General features: G+C 72.1%; 25 protein-coding genes and 1 tRNA gene. 10 read left to right on the forward strand and 16 right to left on the reverse strand.

Annotation, left to right across the window (positions count from 1 at the left end):
• Positions 1-12 precede the first annotated feature (12 nt).
• The 5 genes from AOM06_RS08830 to AOM06_RS08850 form a co-directional block, all read right to left on the reverse strand.
• Entirely contained in the window at positions 13-279 is a 267-nt protein-coding gene (locus tag AOM06_RS08830; protein WP_062304772.1) for a hypothetical protein, read from the reverse strand.
• Positions 276-767: a hypothetical protein gene (locus tag AOM06_RS08835; RefSeq protein WP_062304774.1), complete on the reverse strand. Its 492-nt coding sequence runs from the start codon at positions 765-767 to the stop codon at positions 276-278. Before AOM06_RS08835 ends, AOM06_RS08830 begins: the two co-directional genes overlap by 4 nt.
• Before the next feature lie 19 nt (positions 768-786).
• Positions 787-2,610 (reverse strand): BCCT family transporter, encoded by a 1,824-nt coding sequence (locus tag AOM06_RS08840; protein WP_082105444.1) that lies wholly within the window; start codon positions 2,608-2,610, stop codon positions 787-789.
• 123 nt (positions 2,611-2,733) lie between these two features.
• Entirely contained in the window at positions 2,734-5,109 is a 2,376-nt protein-coding gene (locus AOM06_RS08845; protein ID WP_062304775.1) for a glycoside hydrolase family 3 C-terminal domain-containing protein, read from the reverse strand.
• A 239-nt stretch (positions 5,110-5,348) separates the two neighbouring features.
• Complete coding sequence (locus tag AOM06_RS08850) at positions 5,349-6,749, reverse strand: HNH endonuclease signature motif containing protein (RefSeq protein ID WP_228372905.1); 1,401 nt, start codon at positions 6,747-6,749, stop codon at positions 5,349-5,351.
• 65 nt (positions 6,750-6,814) lie between these two features.
• Here AOM06_RS08850 and AOM06_RS08855 point away from each other — a divergent pair, with 65 nt between their 5' ends.
• Positions 6,815-7,624 carry a siderophore-interacting protein gene (locus AOM06_RS08855; protein ID WP_082105446.1) on the forward strand — a complete coding sequence of 270 codons (810 nt, stop codon included), beginning with the start codon at positions 6,815-6,817 and terminating at the stop codon, positions 7,622-7,624.
• A gap of 27 nt (positions 7,625-7,651) precedes the next feature.
• Here AOM06_RS08855 and AOM06_RS08860 read toward each other — a convergent pair whose 3' ends face one another.
• Complete coding sequence (locus AOM06_RS08860) at positions 7,652-8,500, reverse strand: aldo/keto reductase (RefSeq protein ID WP_062304781.1); 849 nt, start codon at positions 8,498-8,500, stop codon at positions 7,652-7,654.
• Between the two features lie 76 nt (positions 8,501-8,576).
• Here AOM06_RS08860 and AOM06_RS08865 point away from each other — a divergent pair, with 76 nt between their 5' ends.
• Positions 8,577-9,149, forward strand: a complete 573-nt coding sequence (locus tag AOM06_RS08865) for a dihydrofolate reductase family protein (protein ID WP_062304784.1) — start codon at positions 8,577-8,579, stop codon at positions 9,147-9,149.
• 48 nt (positions 9,150-9,197) lie between these two features.
• Here AOM06_RS08865 and AOM06_RS08870 read toward each other — a convergent pair whose 3' ends face one another.
• On the reverse strand, positions 9,198-9,611 hold the full coding sequence (locus AOM06_RS08870; protein ID WP_062304787.1) for a hypothetical protein: 414 nt from the start codon (positions 9,609-9,611) through the stop codon (positions 9,198-9,200).
• Between the two features lie 167 nt (positions 9,612-9,778).
• On the opposite strand from AOM06_RS08870, the gene AOM06_RS08875 reads away from it, so the two are divergent.
• Both AOM06_RS08875 and AOM06_RS08880 read left to right on the forward strand, forming a co-directional pair.
• Entirely contained in the window at positions 9,779-10,342 is a 564-nt protein-coding gene (locus AOM06_RS08875; RefSeq protein WP_062304790.1) for an RNA polymerase sigma factor, read from the forward strand.
• Positions 10,339-11,367 (forward strand): hypothetical protein, encoded by a 1,029-nt coding sequence (locus tag AOM06_RS08880; RefSeq protein WP_062304792.1) that lies wholly within the window; start codon positions 10,339-10,341, stop codon positions 11,365-11,367. The genes AOM06_RS08875 and AOM06_RS08880 overlap by 4 nt, the downstream gene beginning before the upstream one ends.
• A gap of 6 nt (positions 11,368-11,373) precedes the next feature.
• Here the strand turns inward: AOM06_RS08880 and AOM06_RS08885 are convergent, their stop codons facing one another.
• The 3 genes from AOM06_RS08885 to AOM06_RS08895 form a co-directional block, all read right to left on the reverse strand.
• Positions 11,374-13,947 carry an ATP-binding protein gene (locus AOM06_RS08885; RefSeq protein WP_062304796.1) on the reverse strand — a complete coding sequence of 858 codons (2,574 nt, stop codon included), beginning with the start codon at positions 13,945-13,947 and terminating at the stop codon, positions 11,374-11,376.
• Between the two features lie 16 nt (positions 13,948-13,963).
• Complete coding sequence (locus tag AOM06_RS08890; protein WP_062305014.1) at positions 13,964-14,215, reverse strand: DUF4242 domain-containing protein; 252 nt, start codon at positions 14,213-14,215, stop codon at positions 13,964-13,966.
• Between the two features lie 83 nt (positions 14,216-14,298).
• Entirely contained in the window at positions 14,299-14,613 is a 315-nt protein-coding gene (locus tag AOM06_RS08895; RefSeq protein WP_062304800.1) for a DUF6054 family protein, read from the reverse strand.
• 133 nt (positions 14,614-14,746) lie between these two features.
• On the opposite strand from AOM06_RS08895, the gene AOM06_RS08900 reads away from it, so the two are divergent.
• Entirely contained in the window at positions 14,747-15,103 is a 357-nt protein-coding gene (locus AOM06_RS08900; RefSeq protein WP_062304803.1) for a nuclear transport factor 2 family protein, read from the forward strand.
• Position 15,104: 1 nt separating this feature from the next.
• Here AOM06_RS08900 and AOM06_RS08905 read toward each other — a convergent pair.
• The 3 genes from AOM06_RS08905 to AOM06_RS08915 all read right to left on the reverse strand — a co-directional run bounded on the left by AOM06_RS08905 (position 15,105) and on the right by AOM06_RS08915 (position 16,704).
• Positions 15,105-15,177 (reverse strand) — tRNA-Lys (locus AOM06_RS08905).
• A 10-nt stretch (positions 15,178-15,187) separates the two neighbouring features.
• Positions 15,188-15,736 carry a VanZ family protein gene (locus AOM06_RS08910; protein ID WP_062304807.1) on the reverse strand — a complete coding sequence of 183 codons (549 nt, stop codon included), beginning with the start codon at positions 15,734-15,736 and terminating at the stop codon, positions 15,188-15,190.
• Between the two features lie 56 nt (positions 15,737-15,792).
• Positions 15,793-16,704, reverse strand: a complete 912-nt coding sequence (locus AOM06_RS08915) for a phosphotransferase (RefSeq protein ID WP_062304810.1) — start codon at positions 16,702-16,704, stop codon at positions 15,793-15,795.
• Between the two features lie 182 nt (positions 16,705-16,886).
• Here AOM06_RS08915 and AOM06_RS15085 point away from each other — a divergent pair, with 182 nt between their 5' ends.
• Genes AOM06_RS15085 through AOM06_RS08930 form a run of 3 tightly spaced genes read left to right on the forward strand, consistent with a single transcriptional unit; the run spans position 16,887 to position 18,288 of the window.
• Positions 16,887-17,399 (forward strand): DUF898 domain-containing protein, encoded by a 513-nt coding sequence (locus AOM06_RS15085; RefSeq protein WP_228372906.1) that lies wholly within the window; start codon positions 16,887-16,889, stop codon positions 17,397-17,399.
• 49 nt (positions 17,400-17,448) lie between these two features.
• Positions 17,449-17,667, forward strand: coding sequence for a hypothetical protein (locus AOM06_RS08925; RefSeq protein ID WP_062304814.1), 219 nt, complete (start codon positions 17,449-17,451; stop codon positions 17,665-17,667).
• Between the two features lie 30 nt (positions 17,668-17,697).
• Positions 17,698-18,288 carry a DUF1349 domain-containing protein gene (locus AOM06_RS08930; RefSeq protein ID WP_082105449.1) on the forward strand — a complete coding sequence of 197 codons (591 nt, stop codon included), beginning with the start codon at positions 17,698-17,700 and terminating at the stop codon, positions 18,286-18,288.
• A 1-nt stretch (position 18,289) separates the two neighbouring features.
• Here AOM06_RS08930 and AOM06_RS14765 read toward each other — a convergent pair whose 3' ends face one another.
• The 3 genes from AOM06_RS14765 to AOM06_RS08945 all read right to left on the reverse strand — a co-directional run bounded on the left by AOM06_RS14765 (position 18,290) and on the right by AOM06_RS08945 (position 19,779).
• Positions 18,290-18,604 carry an AzlD domain-containing protein gene (locus AOM06_RS14765; protein ID WP_062304817.1) on the reverse strand — a complete coding sequence of 105 codons (315 nt, stop codon included), beginning with the start codon at positions 18,602-18,604 and terminating at the stop codon, positions 18,290-18,292.
• Positions 18,601-19,383 (reverse strand): AzlC family ABC transporter permease, encoded by a 783-nt coding sequence (locus AOM06_RS08940; protein ID WP_062304820.1) that lies wholly within the window; start codon positions 19,381-19,383, stop codon positions 18,601-18,603. Before AOM06_RS08940 ends, AOM06_RS14765 begins: the two co-directional genes overlap by 4 nt.
• A gap of 108 nt (positions 19,384-19,491) precedes the next feature.
• Entirely contained in the window at positions 19,492-19,779 is a 288-nt protein-coding gene (locus AOM06_RS08945) for a DUF1540 domain-containing protein (protein ID WP_062304822.1), read from the reverse strand.
• A gap of 374 nt (positions 19,780-20,153) precedes the next feature.
• On the opposite strand from AOM06_RS08945, the gene msrB reads away from it, so the two are divergent.
• Together msrB and AOM06_RS08955 are read left to right on the forward strand one after the other, a co-directional pair.
• Positions 20,154-20,567: a peptide-methionine (R)-S-oxide reductase MsrB gene (gene msrB / locus AOM06_RS08950; RefSeq protein WP_062304826.1), complete on the forward strand. Its 414-nt coding sequence runs from the start codon at positions 20,154-20,156 to the stop codon at positions 20,565-20,567.
• A gap of 38 nt (positions 20,568-20,605) precedes the next feature.
• Positions 20,606-21,196, forward strand: a complete 591-nt coding sequence (locus AOM06_RS08955) for a hypothetical protein (RefSeq protein WP_369401406.1) — start codon at positions 20,606-20,608, stop codon at positions 21,194-21,196.
• Positions 21,197-21,330: the final 134 nt, after the last annotated feature.

Genomic DNA, 21,330 nt, shown 5'->3' on the forward strand with positions numbered 1-21,330 from the left:
CAGGGCGTGGGTTCAGGCGGCGAGCGCGAGCTCGCTGAGGATCAGGCGACGCATGTCGCCCTCCTCGTCGGCCTCCCGGTAGGCGAGCATGCCGCCGGGGGTCGTGCATCGTCCATCGCCGTGGTCCGCGACCTGCGCGCCCACCCGGAGCAGCTCGGGCTGGCGGATGCGCCACACGAGCATGGAGTCGCCGTCCGACATCAGCGCCCAGGTGCTCCCGACCTCCATGACCGTGCGCAGCAGCGGTCGGGTGCCGTGGACCAGGGGCGTGATGTTCATGTGGGCGACTCTACGCCCGCGGCGGGACGCTGGATGACCGCGCGGATGGCGGCGACGAGCGCGCCCGGGTCGTCCGCCGCGACAGCGACCGCCTCACGGTCCAGCGCCGTCGCCGTCGGGGCATCGAGCCTGAGGAGCACGTTCGCCTCGCCCGCGTAGAGGGTGCGTCCGGCGCCGCGGGGGAGGTTGTCGCTCGACGGCACGGTGCGAGCCTCGACGATGCCCGCGACCGGCACCACCACGGGGCGCCGGAGGCCTCGGTGCACGGTCAGCGTCCCGTCCTCGAGCCGCAGCGGGCGGCGCACCGCCGCGACCCAGTCGACGAGCACGTACCCGATGAACAGGACCGATGCGACGGTGACGACGAGCGCGACGGTCGCGTTCCAGCGCGCGAGCAGCAGGTGCGCGACGGGGATCTCGACCGCCGACACGGCCGTCACGGCGAGCACGAGCTGGCGTGGCAGCCCGAGCGCATAGGAGAACTCCATGCGCCCAGGCTAGGCGGCCTCAGTTGTCCTTCGGTGCGTCGGGCGGCGGGGCGGCGCCGCCATCGTCGACGGGTGCCTCGGTGGTGCGGTGGGCGATCGCGATCGCGTCGGTGTCGAGCGACTCGTAGTGCGGGACGGCGGTGTCGGCCGAGGCGGAGGCATCGGTCGCGCCTGGTGCTGCGGCGCCCTCCGGCCGGCGCAGCAGCCGGTCCAGGATCTTCGCCCGTGGTCTCGGCAGCTCGCCGGTCGCGTCGAGCCCGTAGGTGTCGCCGATGTGCTCGACGAACTGCTGGCGGGTCACCTTGAGGTAGGCGCGATGCTCGCGTTCGAAGGCGCGGAACAGCGACACGACCATCCCGATCATCACGAAGCTGAAGGGCAGTGCAGTGATGATCGCGGCCGTCTGGAGCGCGGTGAGGCCGCCCGAGAGCAGCAGGGCGATCGCGACGGCCGCGGTGGTGCAGGCCCAGAACACGCGCAGCCACTTCGCGGGCGTCTCCTGGCCGCCGGACGTGAGCATGGACAGCACGAAGCTGCCCGAGTCGGAGGAGGTCACGAAGAAGATGCCGACCAGCAGCACGGCGCCCAGCGTGAGCACGCTGCCGCCGGGCAGGTTGTCGAGCATGTCGAACAGCGCGCCCTCGGTGTCGATGGTGCCGTCCGCGGCGATGAGGCCGCCTCCGCCCTCGAGCTCCTGGTAGAGGGCCGTGCCTCCCATGACCGCGAACCACAGGAACGTGATCATCGCGGGGACCAGCAGGACGCCCCACACGAACTCGCGCACGGTGCGGCCCTTGGAGACGCGTGCGATGAACACGCCGACGAAGGGCGCCCACGCGATCCACCAGCCCCAGTAGAAGGTGGTCCAGCTCGCCTGCCAGGCGGCGCCCTCGGCGCCCGCGTACGCGGACACGTTGAAGCTGAGCCCGACGAAGTTCTGGATGTAGTTGCCGATCGACTGCACGAACTCACGCAGCAGGAACAGCGTGGGGCCCGCGAAGAGCACGAAGAACAGCAGGACTGCGGCGAGGGCGAGGTTGATGTTGGACAGCCACTTCATGCCGCGCGCGAGCCCCGTGAGCAGGCTGAACAAGGTGACGATGGTGATGACGACGATGAGCACCACCTCCGTGGTGGTGCTCGGCTCGGCGATGCCGGCGGAGCCGAGCCCGGCAGCGATCTGCAGGACGCCCAGGCCCAGCGAGGTCGCGATGCCGAACAGGGTGCCCAGCACGGCGGTGATGTCGATGAGGTTGCCCCAGCGGCCCTCGACGTGCTTGCCGAGAAGCGGCTCGAGCGCCCAGCGGATGGAGACGGGACGCCCGCGACGGTGCACCGCATAGGCGATCGCGAGGCCCACGATGATGTAGATCGACCACGCGTGGATGCCCCAGTGAAGGAAGGTCTGGGACATCGCGGACTGCGCGAGCTGCTCAGGGGTGCCGCTCACCCCGGGGCGCGGGCTCGCGTAGTGGGAGAGCGGCTCGGCCACGCCGTAGAAGACGAGGCCGATGCCCATGCCCGCCGCGAACAGGAGCGCGTACCAGGAGAACTTGGAGAAGGCCGGCTCGTCGCCGTCCTTGCCGAGCACGATGTCGCCGTACCTGCTGAACCCGAGGTAGAGCGTCACGACGACGAAGAAGGCGGCGATCAGCACGTAGTACCAGCCGAAGGCCGAGATGATGTTGGCCTGGATGGTGTCGAAGACCGACTCTGCCATGTCCGGCGCGACGATCGCGAAGAGCGCGAAGCCGAGGATCAGCACGGCGGAGGGCCAGAAGACCCACTTGGCGAGGTCCTCGCGCGTCATCGCCTGCCTGGGCTTCGCTTCGGTCGCGGTCATGCACACCTCCCCTGGTCCGGAGGTCCCGGACCCTGTGACAATCCTGCACCCCGGGGACCGCGCACGCGCGGGGGACGCCTGCTTCGGCGGCCCTCGCGCGTGCGCACGTCGGCGGCTCGAGGGTCAGCTGCGCGCGCGCCACGCCTTCGACGAGGTCACGTTGAGCCCTCGGATCAGCCGGTCGAGACCGGCAAGCGTGAGCTTGCCGCCGCTTCCCATCGCGACCATACGCAGCGGGGCCTCGCGGGTGGCGGCGTCGAACATCGCCATGGTGGTCGCATCGGCCTCCGACATGTCAAACGCCTTCTTCGCCTGCTGGAGCATCATGCCCGCGACCACGCGGCCGGTGGCGGTCTCCTTGAGGTCGGCGACGGTCGAGTCGCGGTGGTAGGGGAGGGGGCCCTTCGCCTCCGGGATCTCGCGGCCGAGCATGAGCCGGAACTCGTTGTCGTTCGCGACGAAGACGGTGGGGCCATGCGCGGGCGAGACGGCCTCGCCGAACTCGACCTTGATCGTGCGGCGCGCGCGGATGTCGGTCGACGAGGCGCCGACCAGGACCTCGAAGGCACCGGGCTCGACGCGCCATTCCTGGGAGCGGACGTCCCAGACGGAGAAGGCGCGGCGATCTAGCTTGAGGGTCACCTTCTCCGAGCCTCCGGGCTCGAGGTGCACCTTCGCGAAGCCCTTGAGCTCCTTCGCGGGGCGGTAGGCCGCGCATTCGGGGTCGCGCACGTAGACCTGCACCACCTCCGAGCCGGCGCGCGGCCCGACGTTGGTGACGGTGACCGTGACCGTGTAGCCCTCGCCGGACTTGCGGACGCTGAGGCCCGAGTAGTCGAAGGCCGTGTAGGTGAGGCCGTGGCCGAACGGGAAGCGCGCCGGGATACCCGCCGTGTCGTGGTACCGGTAGCCGACGAACAGGCCCTCGCGGTACTCGACCTGCTTGGGGTGGCGCGCGAAGTCCCGGTCCGCGGGGAGGTCGGCGGCGGAGATGGGGAAGGACTCGGCCAGGCGGCCGCCGGGCGCCGCGTCGCCGAGGAGCACGTCGGCGAGCGCAGAGCCGGAGGCCTGGCCGCCCAGGTAGGCCTCGACGAGCGCGGCGGGACGGTCGGCCCAGGGCAGCTCGACCGGCGAGCCGTTCTGGAGGGCGACGACGGTGCGGTCGTTGGCGTCGAGCGCGGCTGCGATCACCGCGGTGTGGCCGTCGGGAAGGCGGAGGTGGGGGCGGTCGAAGCCCTCGGACTCGTACGACTGGGGCAGCCCCGCGAGCACGACGACCACATCGGCCTTGCGTGCGGCTTCGCGGACCTCGTCGAGCAGGACCTCCTCGGTCTCTCCGGTGGTGGCGTCGTAGCCCGGTGCGTAGTGGACCTCGGCGGCGTCGCCGACCGCGGTGCGCAGCGCGGAGAGGAACGTGTCCACCTGGGTCGGGTTCACGAGCGAGGACCCCGCACCCTGGTAGCGCGGCTTCTTCGCGAAGGCGCCGATGACGGCGATGCTGCCGGTGCGCTCGAGCGGGAGGATCCCGTCGTTCGTGAGGAGCACTGTTCCGGCGGTCGCCGCGCGGCGGGCCAGCTCGTGGTGGGCGTCGCGGTCGAACTCCGAGGTGCCTTCGGCCTCGCTCGCGCGGAGCGCCAGGTCGATCACGCGCGTGACGGCGAGGTCGAGCTCGGCAGTGGTGAGCAGGCCCTTCGCGTGGGCCTCCTTGACCTGGGCGTCCCAGGCGCCGCCGCTTCCGGGCATCTCGAGGTCGAGCCCCGCGCAGATCCCGAGCGCGCGGTCGGACACCGCGAACCAGTCCGACATCACCAGGCCGTCGAAGCCCCAGTCGTCGCGCAGCTTGTCGGTGAGGAGCTCACGGTTGATGTCGGCGTGCTCGCCGTTGATCTTGTTGTACGAGCACATCACGGTCCACGGGCTCGACTCCTTGACGGCGATCTCGAACCCGGTGAGGTACAGCTCGTTGAGCGTGCGGTCGTCGACCACCGAGTCGCACGACATGCGGAAGAACTCCTGGTTGTTCGCCGCGTAGTGCTTGAGGCATGCGCCGACGCCCTCGGACTGGATGCCGCGCACCAGGGCGGCCGCGAGCTTCCCGGAGACGAACGGGTCCTCGGAGAAGTACTCGAAGTTGCGCCCGCCGGCGGGGTGGCGCTTGATGTTGAGGCCGGGGCCCAGGAGCACTGCCACGTCGTTGGCGCGGGACTCGCGGCCGAGAGCGCTACCGACCTCCTCGACGAGCGCCGGGTCCCAGGTCGAACCGAGGGTCACGGCGGGCGGGAAGCAGGTGGCCGGCACGGACTCGTTGATGCCCAGGTGGTCGGTGCTCGCAGTCTGCTTGCGCACCCCGTGGGGCCCGTCCGTCAGCATGATCGACGGCACCCCGTGCTCGTCGAGGGCCTCGGTGGTCCAGGCGTCCTTGCCGGACACCAGTCGGATCTTCTCGTCAGTTGTCAGGCGCGAGACGATCTGCTCGGCCCTCTCGTAGGTGGCGCGCATCGTTTTCCTCTGTGGAGAAGGGGGACTGCTTCGTCGGTTCTTCCATCCTATCGACGGCCTGTGCTGGGACGATGCAGGACGCGGGTCCCCCTTCCGGGTTCGGATCCGGCTTCTTCGGCCAGCTTCTGCTGGGACCTCTCCATCCCGGTTCCTCCGCTCTGCTGGCGCGCCCGCCGTCGTGCCGCGGGCGTGCCTGTGTGGCGCCCGCCGTGGGGGTGGGCGCCGTCGGGGCGTGGTGGTCAGTGGGGTGCGTGTTGGGGGAGGTCGAGGTGGAGTGCGGCTTTGCCGCCGGGTCTGGGGGCGCGAGCAGGGTCGATGGTGGCGGGTGGGGTGAACCAGACGTCGGTGGCGGTGGCGTGGACTTGCCAGCCGTCGTCGTGGATGCGGTGGTGACAGCGGGTGCATAGCAGCACGCCGTTGGACAGGTCGGAGCGGCCGCCGTGGGACCAGTGGCGGATGTGGTGGGCGTCGCACCAGGACACGGGGGCGTGGCAGAACGCACACCCGCCGTCACGTTCGGCGAGCGCGATCCTCTGGGCGGGGGCGAAGAACCGTTTCGCATAGCCCACGTCCAGGGCTTGGGAGCCGGTGCCGAGGACGACGGGCAGGATCTGCATGTCCACGGCGAGGCGGCGGACGTCGCCGGGGCTGAGGGGCACGCCGATCGCGTCGCAGGAGCCGAGCCCGACGCCGGTGCGCAGCGCCTCCTCGTCGATGCGCACCACGACAGTCGTGGATACCCCGGAGCCGGGCGCGGTGCACCGCATCCCGTGACGGGCGAGGTCCACGAGCGCGTCGACGCGCATCCGTCCGGCCTCGCCCGCATCGGCGGGACCGAGACCTTCGTCGCGGCGCTTGGCGAACCCCGCCGAGACCTGTGCATCCAGCCAGGTCTTCACCACCGCACCCGACGCGGCATCGAGCCGGCCGGTGAGGTTCACCATCCCGTCGCTGGCTTCGGTGACGTTGAGGAAGCGCTCACGGCGTTGACGGTCCTGACGCTCCTGCCAGCGGTCCACGTCCCAGCGGGCGACCACGTCCGTGCAGGTCTTGCGCAAGTCGGCCAGCGACAGCCTCCGCGCGGCCGCCACGAGCTTGTTGGCCAGCGCATCGCCGGCGCCGGCGCACTGGTCCAGGGTCTCCACGATCAGGCGGGCCTGCGCCGTCGACAGCTCGCCGGCGAGCACCGCGGCCGCCACCGGCGCGGACCCTCGCCCCGCCCCGCCCTCACCGTCGGCGGTGAGAAGCGTGCCGGCCTCGATCGCGTCCCGGGCCTGACCACCCGTGCCGCCCTGACCTTGCGCGACCATCTGGTGCGCGTTCCGGTGCCCGTGCTTGCGCGCCATGCCCCCACCCTTCGCGCTGTCGGACCGGCGGGCGACCTCGGCAGCCACCGCAGCATGCGGCAGGGCGGCCAGGCGTGCGAACCGCGCCGTCATCTCCAGCACGGCCGCGAGCTCGGCTTCCGACAGCGCCCCCAGGTCGCGGTCCTCGAACGGCGCGAGCGCCTCACGCGCCGCGTCGATCACCTCTACCGGGAAGGTCATGACACCAGTCAACACGAGGGGTCTGACACTCAAGCCCCGACATCCACCCTGGTAGATGTGGAAAAACGGCACCGGATTCCGGGCTGTGGACATCGCATCGGAGGTAAGCCGGCAGGCCCGGCTCCGGCCCCTTCCCGCGGATCGCATACGCTCCCACCATGCCCCGCCCCGAAGGTCAGCCGCGCCCCAGCAACCCCGACGGCCGCCCGAACCGGCCGCTCCGCACCCTCGCGGTCGTGCGCACGGAGCGCCTCACCCCCGGCATGGTCCGCGTGATCCTCACGGGTCCGGACCTCGACGAGCTGCCCGAGCTCACCCTGACGGACCACTACGTGAAGCTGAGGTTCGGCGACGTCACGCGCACGTACACGATCCGCTCGTTCGACCGCGAGGCCCGCGAGTTGGCGATCGACTTCGTGATCCACGGCGACGAAGGCCTCGCCGGCCCGTGGGCCGCCGCTGCGCAGCCGGGCGACACCGTCACCTTCGCGGGCCCGGGCGGCGGTTGGGCGCCGAGCCCGGACGCGGACGCCCACCTCCTCGTCGGTGACGAGTCGGCCCTGCCTGCGATCGCGGCCGCGCTCGACCGCCTCAAGGCCACGAGGGACGATGCGCGGGCGGACGTCTACCTCGAGGTCGCCGGCGCGGGGGAGCAGCAGGTGTTGCCGACCACCGCCGGCACCACCGTCACCTGGATCCATCGCGGCCCCGGCGACCGGTACGGGGAGGCCCTCACGCGCGCCGTGATCGAGGCCGTGCTGCCCGACGGCAGGCTCGAGGCCTTCGTCCACGGCAACGCGGACATGGTCAAGCCTCTGCGCCGCCATTTGTTCACCATGTTGAGCATTCCCCGCGAGAACGTGTCGATCTCGGGCTACTGGCGCACCGGGATGAACGAGGACGGCTGGCAGTCCAGCAAGCGCGAGTTCAACGCGCAGATGGAGGCCGAGCAGGACGCGCGCGTCTGAGCGGAGCCCGAGCGCGCATCGTCCCGTCTACATCTCCTCGTGCGTCTCGGGGTCGCCGTCGAAGAGTCGCCCGTCGGGGCGGCCGAGCGCCGTGATCGCCTCGACCTCCTCGGGAAGGAGGGTGAACGAGTCGACGGCGAGGTTCTCGGCCTGACGCGACGGGGTCGCGGACTTGGGCAGCGGGAGCGAGCCGCGCTCGAGGTGCCACCGCAGGATCACCTGGGCCGGCGTGACCCCGAGGCGCGACGCGGCCGCCACCACCACGGGCTCGGCGTAGGGCGCGTTGCGCTTGCCCAGCGGGCTCCACGCCTGGGTGACGATCCCCAGCTCGGCGTGCTTCGCGACCAGGGAGGTCTGGGGGAAGTAGGGGTGCAGCTCGACCTGGTTGATCGCGGGCACGACCCCCGAGTCGGCGATGACCTCGTCGAGCAGGCGCTCGTTGAAGTTGCTCACGCCGATCGACCGCACCACCCCGCGCTCCCGCAGCTCGATGAGCGCGCGCCACGCCTCCTTGTACAGGCCCGCGGACGGGTTCGGCCAGTGGATGAGCATGACGTCGATGCGGTCGAGCCCGAGCCGCGCGAGCGACTCGTAGCCGGACGCGATCGCGCGGTCGAATGCGTGATGGCGTCCGGGCAGCTTGGTCTGCACGGTGACGTCGCCGCGCGAGGTCTTGCCCTTCGCGAGGTACTCGCGGGCGGCGAGCCCGACCACGCCCTCGTTCTCGTAGTTCACGGCCGAGTCGAGCAGGCGGTAGCCGGTCTTGAGCGCCGAGCGGACGGCGATCCGGCCCTCGTCCCCGACCAGGGGGTAGGTGCCGAAGCCGAGCGCCGGGATGGTGAAGCCGTCGTTGAGCGTCAGGGTGGGAAGGGTCATGCCGTCCACCCTAGCCAGGCCCTGCGCACGGACGATGCGCGGGTTACCTTGACCCAGGGGGAGGGAGGAAAATGCGATGGGTCGCCTGATCTACGCGTTCAACTGCTCGCTCGACGGGTACATCAACGACGCCGCCGGCGCGTTCGACTGGTCCATGCCGGACGAGGAGCTCCACGACCACTTCATGCGTCTCGCATGGGACGCGCCGACCCTCCTCTACGGTCGCCGTATCTACGAGACGATGCGCGTCTGGGAGGACATGCGCGAGGACCCGGGCCAGCCGCGCGCCATGCGCGACTACGCCGAGGCGTGGTGCGCCGCCCAGAAGATCGTCTACTCGACCACGCTCGAGGATCCCGGCTACCCGCGCACCCGCGTCGAGCGGACCTTCGATCCCGCGGAGGTCGCCGCGCTCAAGGCGGCATCGCCGACCGACATGAGCATCGCCGGCGCCGAGCTGGCCTCGCACGCGCTGCGCGCCGGACTGGTCGACGAGCTCCAGCTCGCGATCGCGCCGGTCGTGGTCGGCGGCGGCACGCGCATGCTGCCGGATGGGCTGAGGCTGGACCTCGAGCTGGTCGAGCATCGGCGCTTCCCGCAGGGGGCGCTCCTGGTGAGGTACCTGGTCAAGGACCCCCAGGGCGGGTGACGATGCGGCTCCCGCGCTCGGCGTACGAGCTTGCGACCGAGCCGGGGATCAGCCGAGCGGGTCGATGCCCTCGGCGGAGGCCTCGGCCGTCACGGGCTTGAGCGTGAGCTGCCATGCGGCGCCCACCACCCAGGCGATGCCGCCGAACAGCGTGAGGTACAGGCCGATGGTCGCCGCGCCGTTCATGTCGACCAGGCCGATGAGCGCGGTGAGGATCGCGAGCACCAGGAGCGCGATCTGCGACGCGCGACCGGGGGTGCGCTCGGCGCCGAACAGGCCAGTCGTGACGGCGAACGTGATGCCTCCGCCGATCGCGAACACGAGCGTGATGAGGCCGTCGCCCTCGATGCCGATGGCGCTGATCCCGAAGATCGAGACCCACGGAAGGAACGCGGACAGGGCGACGACGACGATGGCGATGGCCGAGATCCGCTGGGGCGTGGTGAGACGTTCGATGCGCATGTGTCGGAACGTATCGGCGGGTAGAAGGGGTGTCAACGGTCCGTGACGAGGGTCTCACCGGGCTCCGCACGGGCATCATGGGGGCATCCTGGCCGAGGACGATGCGCGCCCCCCAACCGATCGCGATGCGCGTGCGTCTTCGCTGGCATGAGCACCAAGGGGGGCATATGAGCGGCTGGCGGGAGACCCTCGACGTGCTGATGCGCGAGCGGGGGCGGGCGCTGTTCGGCTACGCGTACGTCCTGACGGGCAACCGCGAGCAGGCCGAGGACCTCCTGCAGGATGCGCTGGTGCGCACGTTCCGCACGGGCCGGGCGCTGCGCAGCGTCGAGGCCGCGCACTCCTACGTCAAGCGGGCGATCGCCACGGCCTACATCGATGGCGGGCGGCGCGCGGCGGCTCGCCCGCGCACGGTCGGCGCGGACGCCGACGCGTCGAGGGGCCGCGATCTGCGGATGGTCGCTCCCGACCATGGCGCGCGTGTGGACCAGGCGCTCGACCTGCACGCTGCGCTCCTGACGCTGTCGCCGCGGGAGCGTGCCTGCATCGTGCTCCGTCACCTCGACGAGCTCCCGCTGAGCGAGGTTGCGCACACGCTGGGACTGGCTCCCGGCACCGTCAAGCGTTACCTGCACGACGGCATCGTCAAGCTCCGCGCCGTCCTCCCCGAGGTCGACCTGGAGGACACCGAGACCGTGGCGGTCCACGCACGTGAGGGAGGATCACGATGACCGGCAGCACGAGCGACTCCCTGCACGACCTTCGCGCGCTCGCGGGAGCGCTGCTCGAGGACGATGCTCTCGTCGCCCGGCAGGTCGCCGTCGCGGCGCGCGTCGAGCGCCATCGCCGCGTCCGCGCGGTCGTGGCCGGCGCGACCGGGTTGGCCGTGGTGGGGGTGTTGGCCGTCGGGGCGATCCTGTGGCCCTCGCCCGAGACGCTCGCTCCGGCGCCGGCCGGCACCCCGGCGCCGTCCGCATCGACCAGCGCCGACGCCGCGACCGACGTATGCGACGAGCTCGTCGAGATCTCCGGCAAGCCCATCGGCAACATCGGCGGGATCGAGCACGAGTGGAACGGCATGCCGGACGCGCCGTGCGAGGACTGGCCCGCGCGCGTGCTCGCGCATCCGAACACGGTGGTGATCAACACGAGCGACGGCACCATGCTTCAGCTGGACTACCGGATCGAGAGCGACGATATCGACGCCTACCGCGACCTGGGCCCGGACTTCCTCGTCCCCTTCCCTGACCCTTCCTGGCCGGTGGACAAGCTCATCACCATCGACACCGCGACCGGGGTCATCGTGGACGTGATGGCCATCCCGGAGGGCGCCGAGACGTTCGGACTGGACGCGGATGTCCCGTCGAGCCCGTCGGACCAGGTGGAGGCGGTGCTCGACGCGTTCGCGCATCCGGCGGGCCTGACCCCGCTCGCGGGCGGATGGACGCTGCTCGACGGCGGGGTCACCACCGCGGGCGCGTACGCCCCCGCACTGGTCTACCTGACGACCGAGACCTACGTGACGTGGACCACGGATCCCGAGACCACGCCGGAGTCGTACTACAGCGCCACCCTGTGGCCTGAGCGCAAGATGCCTGACGAGCACGGCGACGGCAGCGCGGTGCAGTGCGCCGTGGGCGATGCCTTCCTGGTGGTCGTCAGGCATCCGGAGGGCGATGCGGACGCGGCGGCGATGCAGGAGGCGCTGGTCGAGGCTCTGCGAGGGGTCACCGGCCTCACGCTCGACGGCTGCTGAGCCGATTCACGCCTCCTCGAGCGCCCCGAGGCGCTGCGCGGCCGCGACCGCGCGGGCACGCGTCGGCTCGCCCAGCTTGCGCAGCACCGCGGAGACGTGATGCTCGACCGTGCGCGGCGACAGCACCAGGTCGCGCGCGATGTCGGGCGTCGAGAGCCCTTGCCCGAGGAGCCGCAGCACCTCGAGCTCGCGCGCCGTGAGCTGAGCCGTGTTGGTGCGTGCGGCGCCCCGAGGCCGACGCGGCAGCGGGAGGTCGCGCTGGCGTCGGGTGCGCAGCACGGCCTCGACCGCGAGAGGGGCACCGAGCTCGTCGAGCGCGCGCACGGCACGGTCCGCGGCCGCGGGATCGGGGTCGAGCGCCGCGGCGTAGGCGGCCCACACGGGGCTCCCGATCTCTGTCCACGTCCTTGCGGCGCCGCCCCAGTCGGCCGCGAGCATGCGCGCGAACGGCTCGGGCACGTCGATCCCGGGCTCGGACTCGATCCCGCCGAGCAGCCGCCACCACGCCAGCTCGCCCAGCGCCCACGGATCGCGATGGTCGAGCGCCAGGTCCCACGCGGACCGTGTGAGGTCCTCGACCTCCGAGGCGGCGCCCCGCAGCCAGGCGTCCTCCGCGGCGGCGCAGCTCGCCGGAGCGATGCGCTGGAGCTCGCCCGTGCCCGATGCGAGATCGGAGGCCATCGACAGGTATGCCACCGGGTCGTCCCCACGCCTCGCGGCGACGCGGCCCGCCGCGGCGGCCGCAGGGATCGCGGACACGGGCGCGACGCCCGAGGCCCCGAGGACGATGCGCGCGACGGCGAGCGACTCCTCGAACCGCCCGAGGTCGCCGAGGGCCACGCACCGCCACGCCTGCATGTACCGCGTCCACGAGTCGAGGTCGCGCTCCTCGCAGTAGCGGATGCCGGCCTCGAGCTCGCGCATGCCCGGTCCGTAGCGGCGCTGCTCGACCGCGACCGCGCCCAGGTTCGTGTAGGCCCGCGCCACGTGCTCCTCGAGCCCGCCCGCGAGCGCGACGTCCAGGCTCTGGTGCAGTCGTGCGGTGCCCTCCTCGACGCGGCCGGACATGACTGCCGAGGCGCCTAGGTTGTTGAGCGCATGCGCCTGGATCTCCGTCTCGCCCAGGCGCGTGGCGAGCGCGAGCGCGCGCCCGCCCCACCGCGTCACCTCGGCGTCGTCCATCGCGAGCATGCGCAGCTGCGCGAGGTTGCTGAGCGCCATCGCGAGCGCGGGGGTCTCGCCGTGCGGCTCGAGCGAGGCGATCGCTCGCGTCGCGTAGCGCTCCGCGTCGGCTCCGCGGCCCAGGAACCAGGACAGTCGCGACAGCCAGCGCTCGTCCTCGCCCACCGCCGCGTCGTCCCCGTGGAGGGAGTGCAGCTCGAGCGCGTGCTGGCGCGCGGTGATGGCCTCGCGCAGCTGGTCGGTGAGGTAGCACTGGTAGGACAGCTCGACGAAGAGCGCCGCCCGGTCGACGCCCGCGACCCCCTGCTGGAGCGCCGAGCGGAACTGCGCGGCCGCCTCCCGATGCGCGCCCAGCTGCGCGGCCCGCCGGCCCGCCGCGGTCGCGTGGCGCACCACGCTCTCCTGCTCCCCGCATCGTGCCGCGTGGTGCGCGATGCGGCGGTGATCCTCGGGGGTGCGTGCCTCGACCTCGCGCAGCGCGCGCCGATGCAGCTGGCGGGCCCGCAGCGCCGACATGCCCTGCTCGACGGCCTGGCGCGCGAGCTCGTGGCGGAAGCCGACGCCGTCCGCGCCTGCGACCAGCACGCCGTCGTCGAGGCACAGGTCGACGGCGTCGACGCCGCGCCCCGCGACCGCCGCGATGAGGCCGGCATCCGCCGCCGAGCCGAGCGTGGCCGCGGCGCACGCCGCATCCTGGGCCGCCGCAGGAAGACGTGCGAACCTCGCGAGGACCGCATCGCTCACGCTCGCGGGAAGGGCCATGCTCCCCGCCGCGAGCAGCTCGCTCACGAAGAAGGCGTTGCCGCCGGTGCGCAGGTGCAGCGCGACGGGGTCGAGCGCTGCGTCGGTGCCGGCGACCAGCGTCGCGACGCCGGCGAGGGTCAGCGACGGCACCTCGACACGCATGGTGCGAGGTGCCGTCGCCAGGTCCCCGAGCAGCTCGGTGAGCGGGTGCTGCGCGGAGACGTCGTCGGGCCGGTAGGTCGCGGCGATCATCACGGGGATGCCGTCGAGCCGGCGCGCGAGGTAGCGGAGCGCGTCGAGCGTCGCCTCGTCGGCCCAATGGAGGTCCTCGAGGATCACGAGCGACGGCTCGGATCCCAGCGCCGCGCGCAGCGCCGTGAAGAGCGAGACGCGGTCCCCCTCAGACTCGAGCCGCGGCCTGATCTCCGGCACCGCCTCGTGGAAGGCGGCGAGCGCATCGGCGGTGGTGACGTTGTCGGCGCCGCCGAGCCGTACGCGGCAGCGCGGGGCGGACTGCTCGGCGAACGCGCGCATGAGCGTCGACTTCCCCGCGCCCGCCTCGCCCGAGACGAAGGCGAGGACGCCGCTGCCGGCCAGCGCATCGTCCAACGACGCGCGCAGACCGCTCAGCTGGGCGTCGCGTTCGACGAGCATCTGCCCAGTCAACCGCTCAGAGCCCCTCCACCACCAGGTGGATCTCGTCGGCGACCAGGCCGTGCGCCTCGCGGTGGACGGTGTTCGCGGCCTCCGCATCCGGGGCGTCGACCAGGCAGAAGATCTTGCCGGCCGACTCGTCGACCCAGTAGCGGAGGTAGTGGACCCCGTGCCCGTCCTGCTTCTCGAGGTCGGCGGCGTGGGCCTTCGCGACATCGTCGATCCCGACCGGGCCGTCGAGGTGGTGGACATCCATGTAGAGCGCCATGGCGGTGCCTTTCGTGAGGTGCACGTCCGGGTGATCGTGCCCTCCGAGTCCATCGCGTCGCGGCGCCTCGCGGATCGGGGAGATCACCTATGTTCGCGCGGCGCGCCTCGCGAAGTCCTCGACCGCGGCGAGCCCCTTCTCCATGAAGGCCGTCTCCCCGAGGTGGTGAGCGCGACCTCCATGCGGTCGCCGACGGCGAGGATGCTCACGGACAGCGTCAGGCGGTTCGAGCCGGTCATGCTGTAGCGCTCGTAGGTGCGCAGGAGCATGCGCGCGTCGCCGATGCTGAGCTCGTCCTGGTGCTCGACCGACGCCGAGGTGCTTCCCCGGAGGATGGCGCTGTCGAGGTGCGCGGCGAGCGCATCCGCCGAACCGGTGAGAGATCGGGTCTCGTACACGTGCTGCCCCCTGTGGTCTGTGCTCGCGTTCCGGAGCCTAAGGTGCGCGGCGTCCCCGCCGCTAGCGGGACGATGCGGTGGCCGGGAGCCGCCGGTGGTGGCGCATCGTCGCGCGGGCGCGTAGAAACGAGGCATGACCCGAGCGAGCGACTGGCTGGACGGCTACCTCAAGGCGTGGGAGACCAAGGCAGCGGAGGATGTCCGCGCGATCTTCACCGACGACGCGGAGTACTGGTACCGCCCCAACGACGAGGAGCCGGTGCGCGGCATCGACGCGATCATCGAGGCGTGGATGGAGCCCGAGCCGGGGGTGCCCGTGCCCGACCTCGCGGTCCTCATCGAGGACGGGTCGCTGGGGATTATCAAGGGCACGGTCGACTACCCGGGGCACGAGACCTATACGAACCTGTGGGAGGTGTGGTTCGCGCCGGACGGCCGGGCCGCGAGGTTCGTCGAGTGGTACATGACGCCGCGCTCGCCGGCCTCCTGAGTGGGCCCCGTGGGGCTCGAACCCACGACCTACGGATTAAAAGTCCGCTGCTCTACCGACTGAGCTAGAGGCCCGCCGCCCATGTTAGTCAGCGTCGCGTCTGCGTCCCGCATCGGATCCCCCCAGTGCGAGCACCACGCCGGCGGCCAGCGCGCCCAGGAACGCGCCCGAGGTGTTGAGGATGATGTCGTCGACATCGGCCACGCGGCCCAGCAGGTACTGCGTCGACTCGATCGCGGCGGACAGCGCCGCGCCCAGGAACGTCGCGGTCACCACGCGCATCGCGATGCCGCGCCGCGTCATGAGCGCCACCACCGTGCCGAACGGGATGAAGAGCACGATGTTGCCCACCAGGTTGAGCCACGGCTCGCGCGCGCCCGTGTTGAGCGCGCGGCGGATCTCCTGACCGGGGTCGAGGTTGACGCCGCCGGTCCCTGGATCGTGCGTCACGAGCGTGAGGCCGATGGTGATCCACCCGATCACCGCGAGGCACGTGAGCAGCGCGGCCCACAGCGCGGTGCGCCGGCCATGCCCGAAGATCGCGCCGAGCCCCCACGCGACCAGCACCAGCACCCCGCCGATGAGCGCGATCGGGAGGGCCATCGTGGCCTCCTCATAGCGCAGCGTCAGCATCGTTCCTCCTGGTCCGGTCGGGGTGTCAACGCGCCAGCGTACGTGAGCGTGCCTGGCTACGCGGCGAGCACGCCCAGCTCGGAGAAACCCCTCCAGGCCATCATGACGTTCAGCGGACGATCCAGCACGGCCCAGGACGCGCACTTGGCGACCGCGATGCCGCGCATGCGCGCCTCGAGCCCCGGGTCGTCGCACCCGGTCGCGTCGAGGTAGGCCGCCACCGCATCGTCCACACCCGCGGCGGGCATCGCCGTGTAGAGGAAGGACAGGTCGACGGCGCGCTCGCAGCCGGCCATCTTGCCCCAGTCGATGATCCCCGCGAAGGCGCCGTCGACGCCCAGCAGGTTCGAGCCGTGCGGGTCCGCGTGCGACCACACGACGTCGCGCGGCGCCGGGGCGTCGAGGGCCTCGTCCCACACATCGCCCACGGCGCCCAGATCGAGCCGCTCACCGCCGGGACCCTCCGCGCTCGCGAGCCGCCGCAGCGCCCACTCGAGGTTCTCGGCGCGCTCGCACAGGGTGATCGACTGCTCCGGGTTGAACCACGCGTCCGGGCCCGCGGGGGAATGCACCTGCGCGAAGGCCCGCCCGAGCGCCGCGCCGGACGATGCGTCGAGCGGCGTCGCATCGGCCGCCCGCCCGGGCAGCCACGAGACCAGGGCCCACGGCCACGGGTACCCGTCCTGTCCCACGCCGCTCTCGACGATGCGCGGGTGCGGGAAGTCCCACGTGGCCCCCACGGTGCCGAGCAGGTGGGTCTCGCGCGCGAGCGACCCGACCGCCTGCTCGACGCGCGGCAGGCGCAGGCTCAGGTCCTCGCCCAGCCGGTAGACCACCATGTCCCAGCCGTCGAAGCGCTCGCCGATCTCGAGATGCGCGAGCCCCGGCAGCTGCCGGTCCACGAGCGCGCGCGCGAGCCCGGGCGAGATGGCGGGGTGCGCGGGCGGCGGTCCCGAGTCGCGGATCATCCGGCGACGCTATCAGCGAGGGTGCTCGCGGCGACCAGGTGCTCGGGCATCCCGTCCTCCTCGCATCGCCGTGGGGTCAAGCCTAGGTCGCGCGCGCCGCGCCTGGCATGCGGTGTCGGTGCGGCCTGCCACGATGTACCCCGCCGTGGGGCAGGTGTCCCCGCGTGAGCTGAGGAGAGACCATGACGACACAGCAGCCCGGCCACTACCCGGACGGCACGTACGCCGCCGCACCGTACGGCGAGCCGTACGCCGGTGCGCCTGCCGCGGACCCGTATGCAGCGGCTCCCGTCGCCCCGTACGCCGGCGAGCAGTACGCCGGCGCCCCGTACGGTGGCGCGCCCTACGCGGGCGCTCCCGGCGCACCCGCCTCGCCCTTCGGCATGGGCCCCGGCTCCTTCGTGTTCACGCCGCGCGTCGGCGCCTTCGTCGGAACGTACCTGCTGGCCATCCTCATCATCGTGTTCACATTCGGCATCCTCACCCCCTACGCGGTGGTCCTGCTCGAGCGCTACAAGGCCAAGTCCTCGACCATCGATGGACGCCAGCTCGTGTTCGTGGGCAGCGCCGCCGAGCTCTTCGGCAAGTGGATCTGGTGGCTCTTCCTCACCGTGATCACCTTCGGGATCTACTCCTTCTGGTGGTACCCGAAGATGTTCCAGTGGACCTGGCAGAACCTGCGTTTCGCATCGTGAACCGAGGGTGCCGGGGTCGTTGTCAGACCCCGGCGCTAATCTCACGCGCATGATCGACGTGGAGCTTCTGGAGAGCATGCGCGCCGCCGCAAGGCGAGCCGCGCAGGGCATGGGCGCGGAGCCGCCGCTGGCCGAGCGGATCGCGCAGGACGTGGTCGCGCGCCTCATCGCGGGCGGGCTCGCGCAGCTCGAGGATCCGGTCGCCCACGCCGCCGCGTGCGGCGCTGGCGATGCCGTCGCGCGCGTGGGGCGCGGCCGGGCGGCCTGACGCGGACGCGGCCCGCCCTACGCTGGCGCCATGGAGCTCGCTGACCTGCTCGAGACCGGGGCATGGACCTCGGCACCGGTCGCCGTACGCCTCGAGGGCGCGGCGCTGACGGTGGAGGCGCGGGAGGGCTCCGACGCGTGGCGGACCACCAGCTACGGGTTCATCCACGACGACGCCCACGCCCTGGTGGCGCCGTTCGGCGCCGAGGCCGCGATCGAGGTGTCGTGGGTGCTGGACTACGACGCGCAGTTCGATCAGGCGGGCGTCATGCTCCGTGTCGACGCGGAGACCTGGATCAAGGCCGGGGTCGAGGTCTCTGACGGGGTGGCGCAGGTGGGCGCCGTGGTGACGCACGGTCGCTCCGACTGGTCGGTGGCCCCGGTCCCGGAATGGGCGGGCCGCGAGGTCACCGTGCGGGCCTCCCGGTCCGGTGACGCGGTGACGGTGCGCGCCCGCGTCGAGGGCGAGCCGTGGCGGCTGGTCCGCGTCGCTCCGCTCGACCCTGACGCGACCGTCCTGGCGGGGCCCTTCTGCTGCGCCCCCACCCGTGCGGGGCTCGTGGTGACCTTCACGGGGGTGCGCGTCGGCGAGCCGGACGCGGCGCTCCATCCGGAGCCGTGAGCTAGAGCCCCGCGAGCAGGAGCGCCCCGAACGCGACCACGCCCGCCGCGACGGTCACGCCCATGGACCGCTTCCAGAGCGCGACGCCCGTTGCGACCACCGCGGCGAGGTGCCAGGCCCCGAAGCCGCGCCATTCGGTCCCGTCGAGCAGGAGCGCGTTGGCCACGATCGCCGCCATCGCGGCCGGGCCCACCAGGGCGAGCGCACGCGTCACGCCCGGCGGCAGCTCACGGTCGCCGCCCAGCAGCGCGACGCCCGACAGGCGGATCAGGTACGTGCCCACGGCCGCGGCGGTGAACACCAGGAACGCCGTCACGACGCCCCCTGCTCGTCCTCGAGGGCGGGCCGGGCCGCGGGCTCCGCCGCCGCATCGTCCGTGCGCGCGCGGCGGGGGACCATCGCGCCCGCCGTGATCCCGGCGAGCGCCCCGCCGAGCACGTTGAGCCCGTAGGGCAGGTCGCGACCCAGCAGCACGACCGCCACGGAGACGGCGACGGCCACCAGCGCGGGGGAGTCCCGCAGGCCGGGCACCAGCACCGCGAGGAACATGAGCGGCACGATGAACCCGATCTGCCACGAGTCCGGGATGACGGGGCCGAGCGCGATCCCTGCGGCGGTGCCCATCGCCCACACGGCCACGAACGGGCCCGAGGCGCCCCAGATGAACCACCGGCGGCGCACCGGGTCGGGCCAGCGCTCGGCGTGCTGGAGCGACACCACCGCGGACTGGTCCGTCATCACGTGCGCGAGGCCCAGCCGCCACCGGCGCGGGAACGCGGAGAACACCGGCGCGAGGGCCGCGGAGTAGAGGGCGAGCCGGGCGTTGATCACCAGCGCCGTCAGCACAGCGATCGCGGCCGGGGCGCCCGCGCGCAGCTGCTCGACCATCGCGATCTGGCTCGCGCCGGCCACCACCGTGACCGAGGCGTAGTTGCCCACCCAGGCGTTGATCCCCGCGACCCGCACGAGCGCCCCGAACGCGAGACCGAACAGCACCGCGCCCGGCATCAGCGGCGCGACGGCGCGGATGCCCGCCCACGTGTCGGCCCACTGCTGGGGGCCGATGCGCAGGAAGGTCCGCTCGCGAGTGCTCACCCGAGCGAGTGTGGCACGCCGCGGTGCCGGGCGGATGTCCCGGACAGGTCCGGACGCACCGCGACCCCGGCACGGGGCCGGGGTCGCGGTGGACGATGCGCGGTGCGGCTACACGCGCGCCGCGAAGGTGAGGCAGTCGGCGACGTCGGTGCTGCCGCCCACCGCGATCGAGTCCGCGGTGCACATGAGGTTGTCGTTGTGCTGGCACTCCTCGAGCGAGCACGCTCCCACGGCCGCGGTGGCGTCCGCGCCGCCCTTGTGGGACGAGTCGACGAACGTGTTGCACGCGGCGTGGGCTCCGACCGAGATCGCGCCGGCGTGGCAGCCGTCGTGGTTGTAGCCGCACGTCTCCACGGAGCACGAGGAGACGATGGGAAGTCCGATCGAGACAGGCATGGCACCCTCCAACGGTTCGCGTCCGCCGGTCCGTCCCGGCGGCCCTCGTCCCGAATCTACGCGCCTTCCTCGGGATGGGAAGGGTCTGCGGATATGTGCGCTCACAGCATGTCGATAATCCGCGTCTGCGGGGACCGTGCCACAAGTTGAGGAGGGACGGGAACAAATATCGGCAGTTGGTCGTCTGTATGGGTGTACCCACCACGGCGTGAGTCGCATGGGACACCCAGGTGAGAACGCGTGGCGTCCGACCTCCTCCCCCCCTCGGAGGTCGGGCGCCTCGCGTCTTGATCTGTACAGGCCCCAAGAGACGGGCTCGGCGCGCGATTCGGGAGCGCACCGCGCGCGTAGGCTTGCCGGGGAAGGAGCCCACCATGAGCCCCAACAAGATCGTGAAGACCGACGCCGAGTGGCGTGCCCAGCTGACCGATGTCGAGTTCCAGGTGCTGCGCGAGGCCGCCACCGAGCGCCCGTGGACCGGCGAGCTGATCGACGAGAAGCGCGACGGCGTCTTCCGTTGCCGCGCCTGCGGGGCGCAGCTGTTCCCCTCGGGCACCAAGTTCGACTCGCACTGCGGGTGGCCCAGCTTCTACGATGCCGAAGAGGGCGCCGTCACGCTGCACGAGGACCTCTCGCACGGCATGGTCCGCACCGAGGTGCGCTGCGCCGCGTGCGACTCGCACCTGGGCCACGTGTTCCCCGATGCCCCGCAGACGCCCACGGGCGAGCGCTTCTGCATCAACTCGGTCTCGCTGACCTTCGACCAGTCCGAGGGCGAGCCCGCCTAGTGGTGGAGCACCGCTACCGCCGCCCTGCCATGCTCGACATGGAGCTGGCGGACCAGATCGAGGGCGACATCGATCCCGCGGACCGCGGCCTCATCGCGCATGAGACTGCGCTCGCGATCGTGTCGCAGGCGCGCGAGTCGAAGGACCCCCAGCTGGTCGAGCGGCTGGTGCGCCTGGTCGACGAGGAGGGCATCGACACCGTCGCGATGATGTGGTCGAAGGCGGGGGAGCACACCCTGCCCGGCGCGCTGTGGCGGATCTACATGATCCGCGAGTGGGTCAAGCACGACGCGACGTCGGTCGCGCGCTCGTACCACCAGGGCGTCCACGCCGCGCATGTGCGTCACGCGATCGCCGGCGTCGAGGACCCGCCCGGGCCCGACGAGGTCCGCACGCTCGCGGATGCCGTCCTGTCCGGGGTGTTCGCGGGCGACCTCGCCGTCGCGCTCGAGCGCGCCGGGGCGTTCTGCCGCGTGGTTGCCACCGGCGCGGCCTTCGAGGCCGAGTCCGACGAGGGCCACGCCGATGCGCGCGCCCACCGCACCACCATGCGCGCGGCCCAGCTGCTGCGTACGGGCGAGGACCTCGAGCGCTGCGCCGCCATGTGGCGCGAGGGCCGCTTGGACTGACCCGACGCGCCTCCTGTCGAGATGGGCGTTCACGGTCGTTTCTGCGGCCTGATGGGCTCCCATGGGGCATCCGCGTGCGCAGTCGAGCTCCGGCCGCGGTCGTGATGTTCGCGGAACGCTTGAAGTCCTGGGGA

It is taken from the genome of Demequina subtropica (assembly GCF_000971235.1).
Classification (GTDB): domain Bacteria; phylum Actinomycetota; class Actinomycetes; order Actinomycetales; family Demequinaceae; genus Demequina; species Demequina subtropica.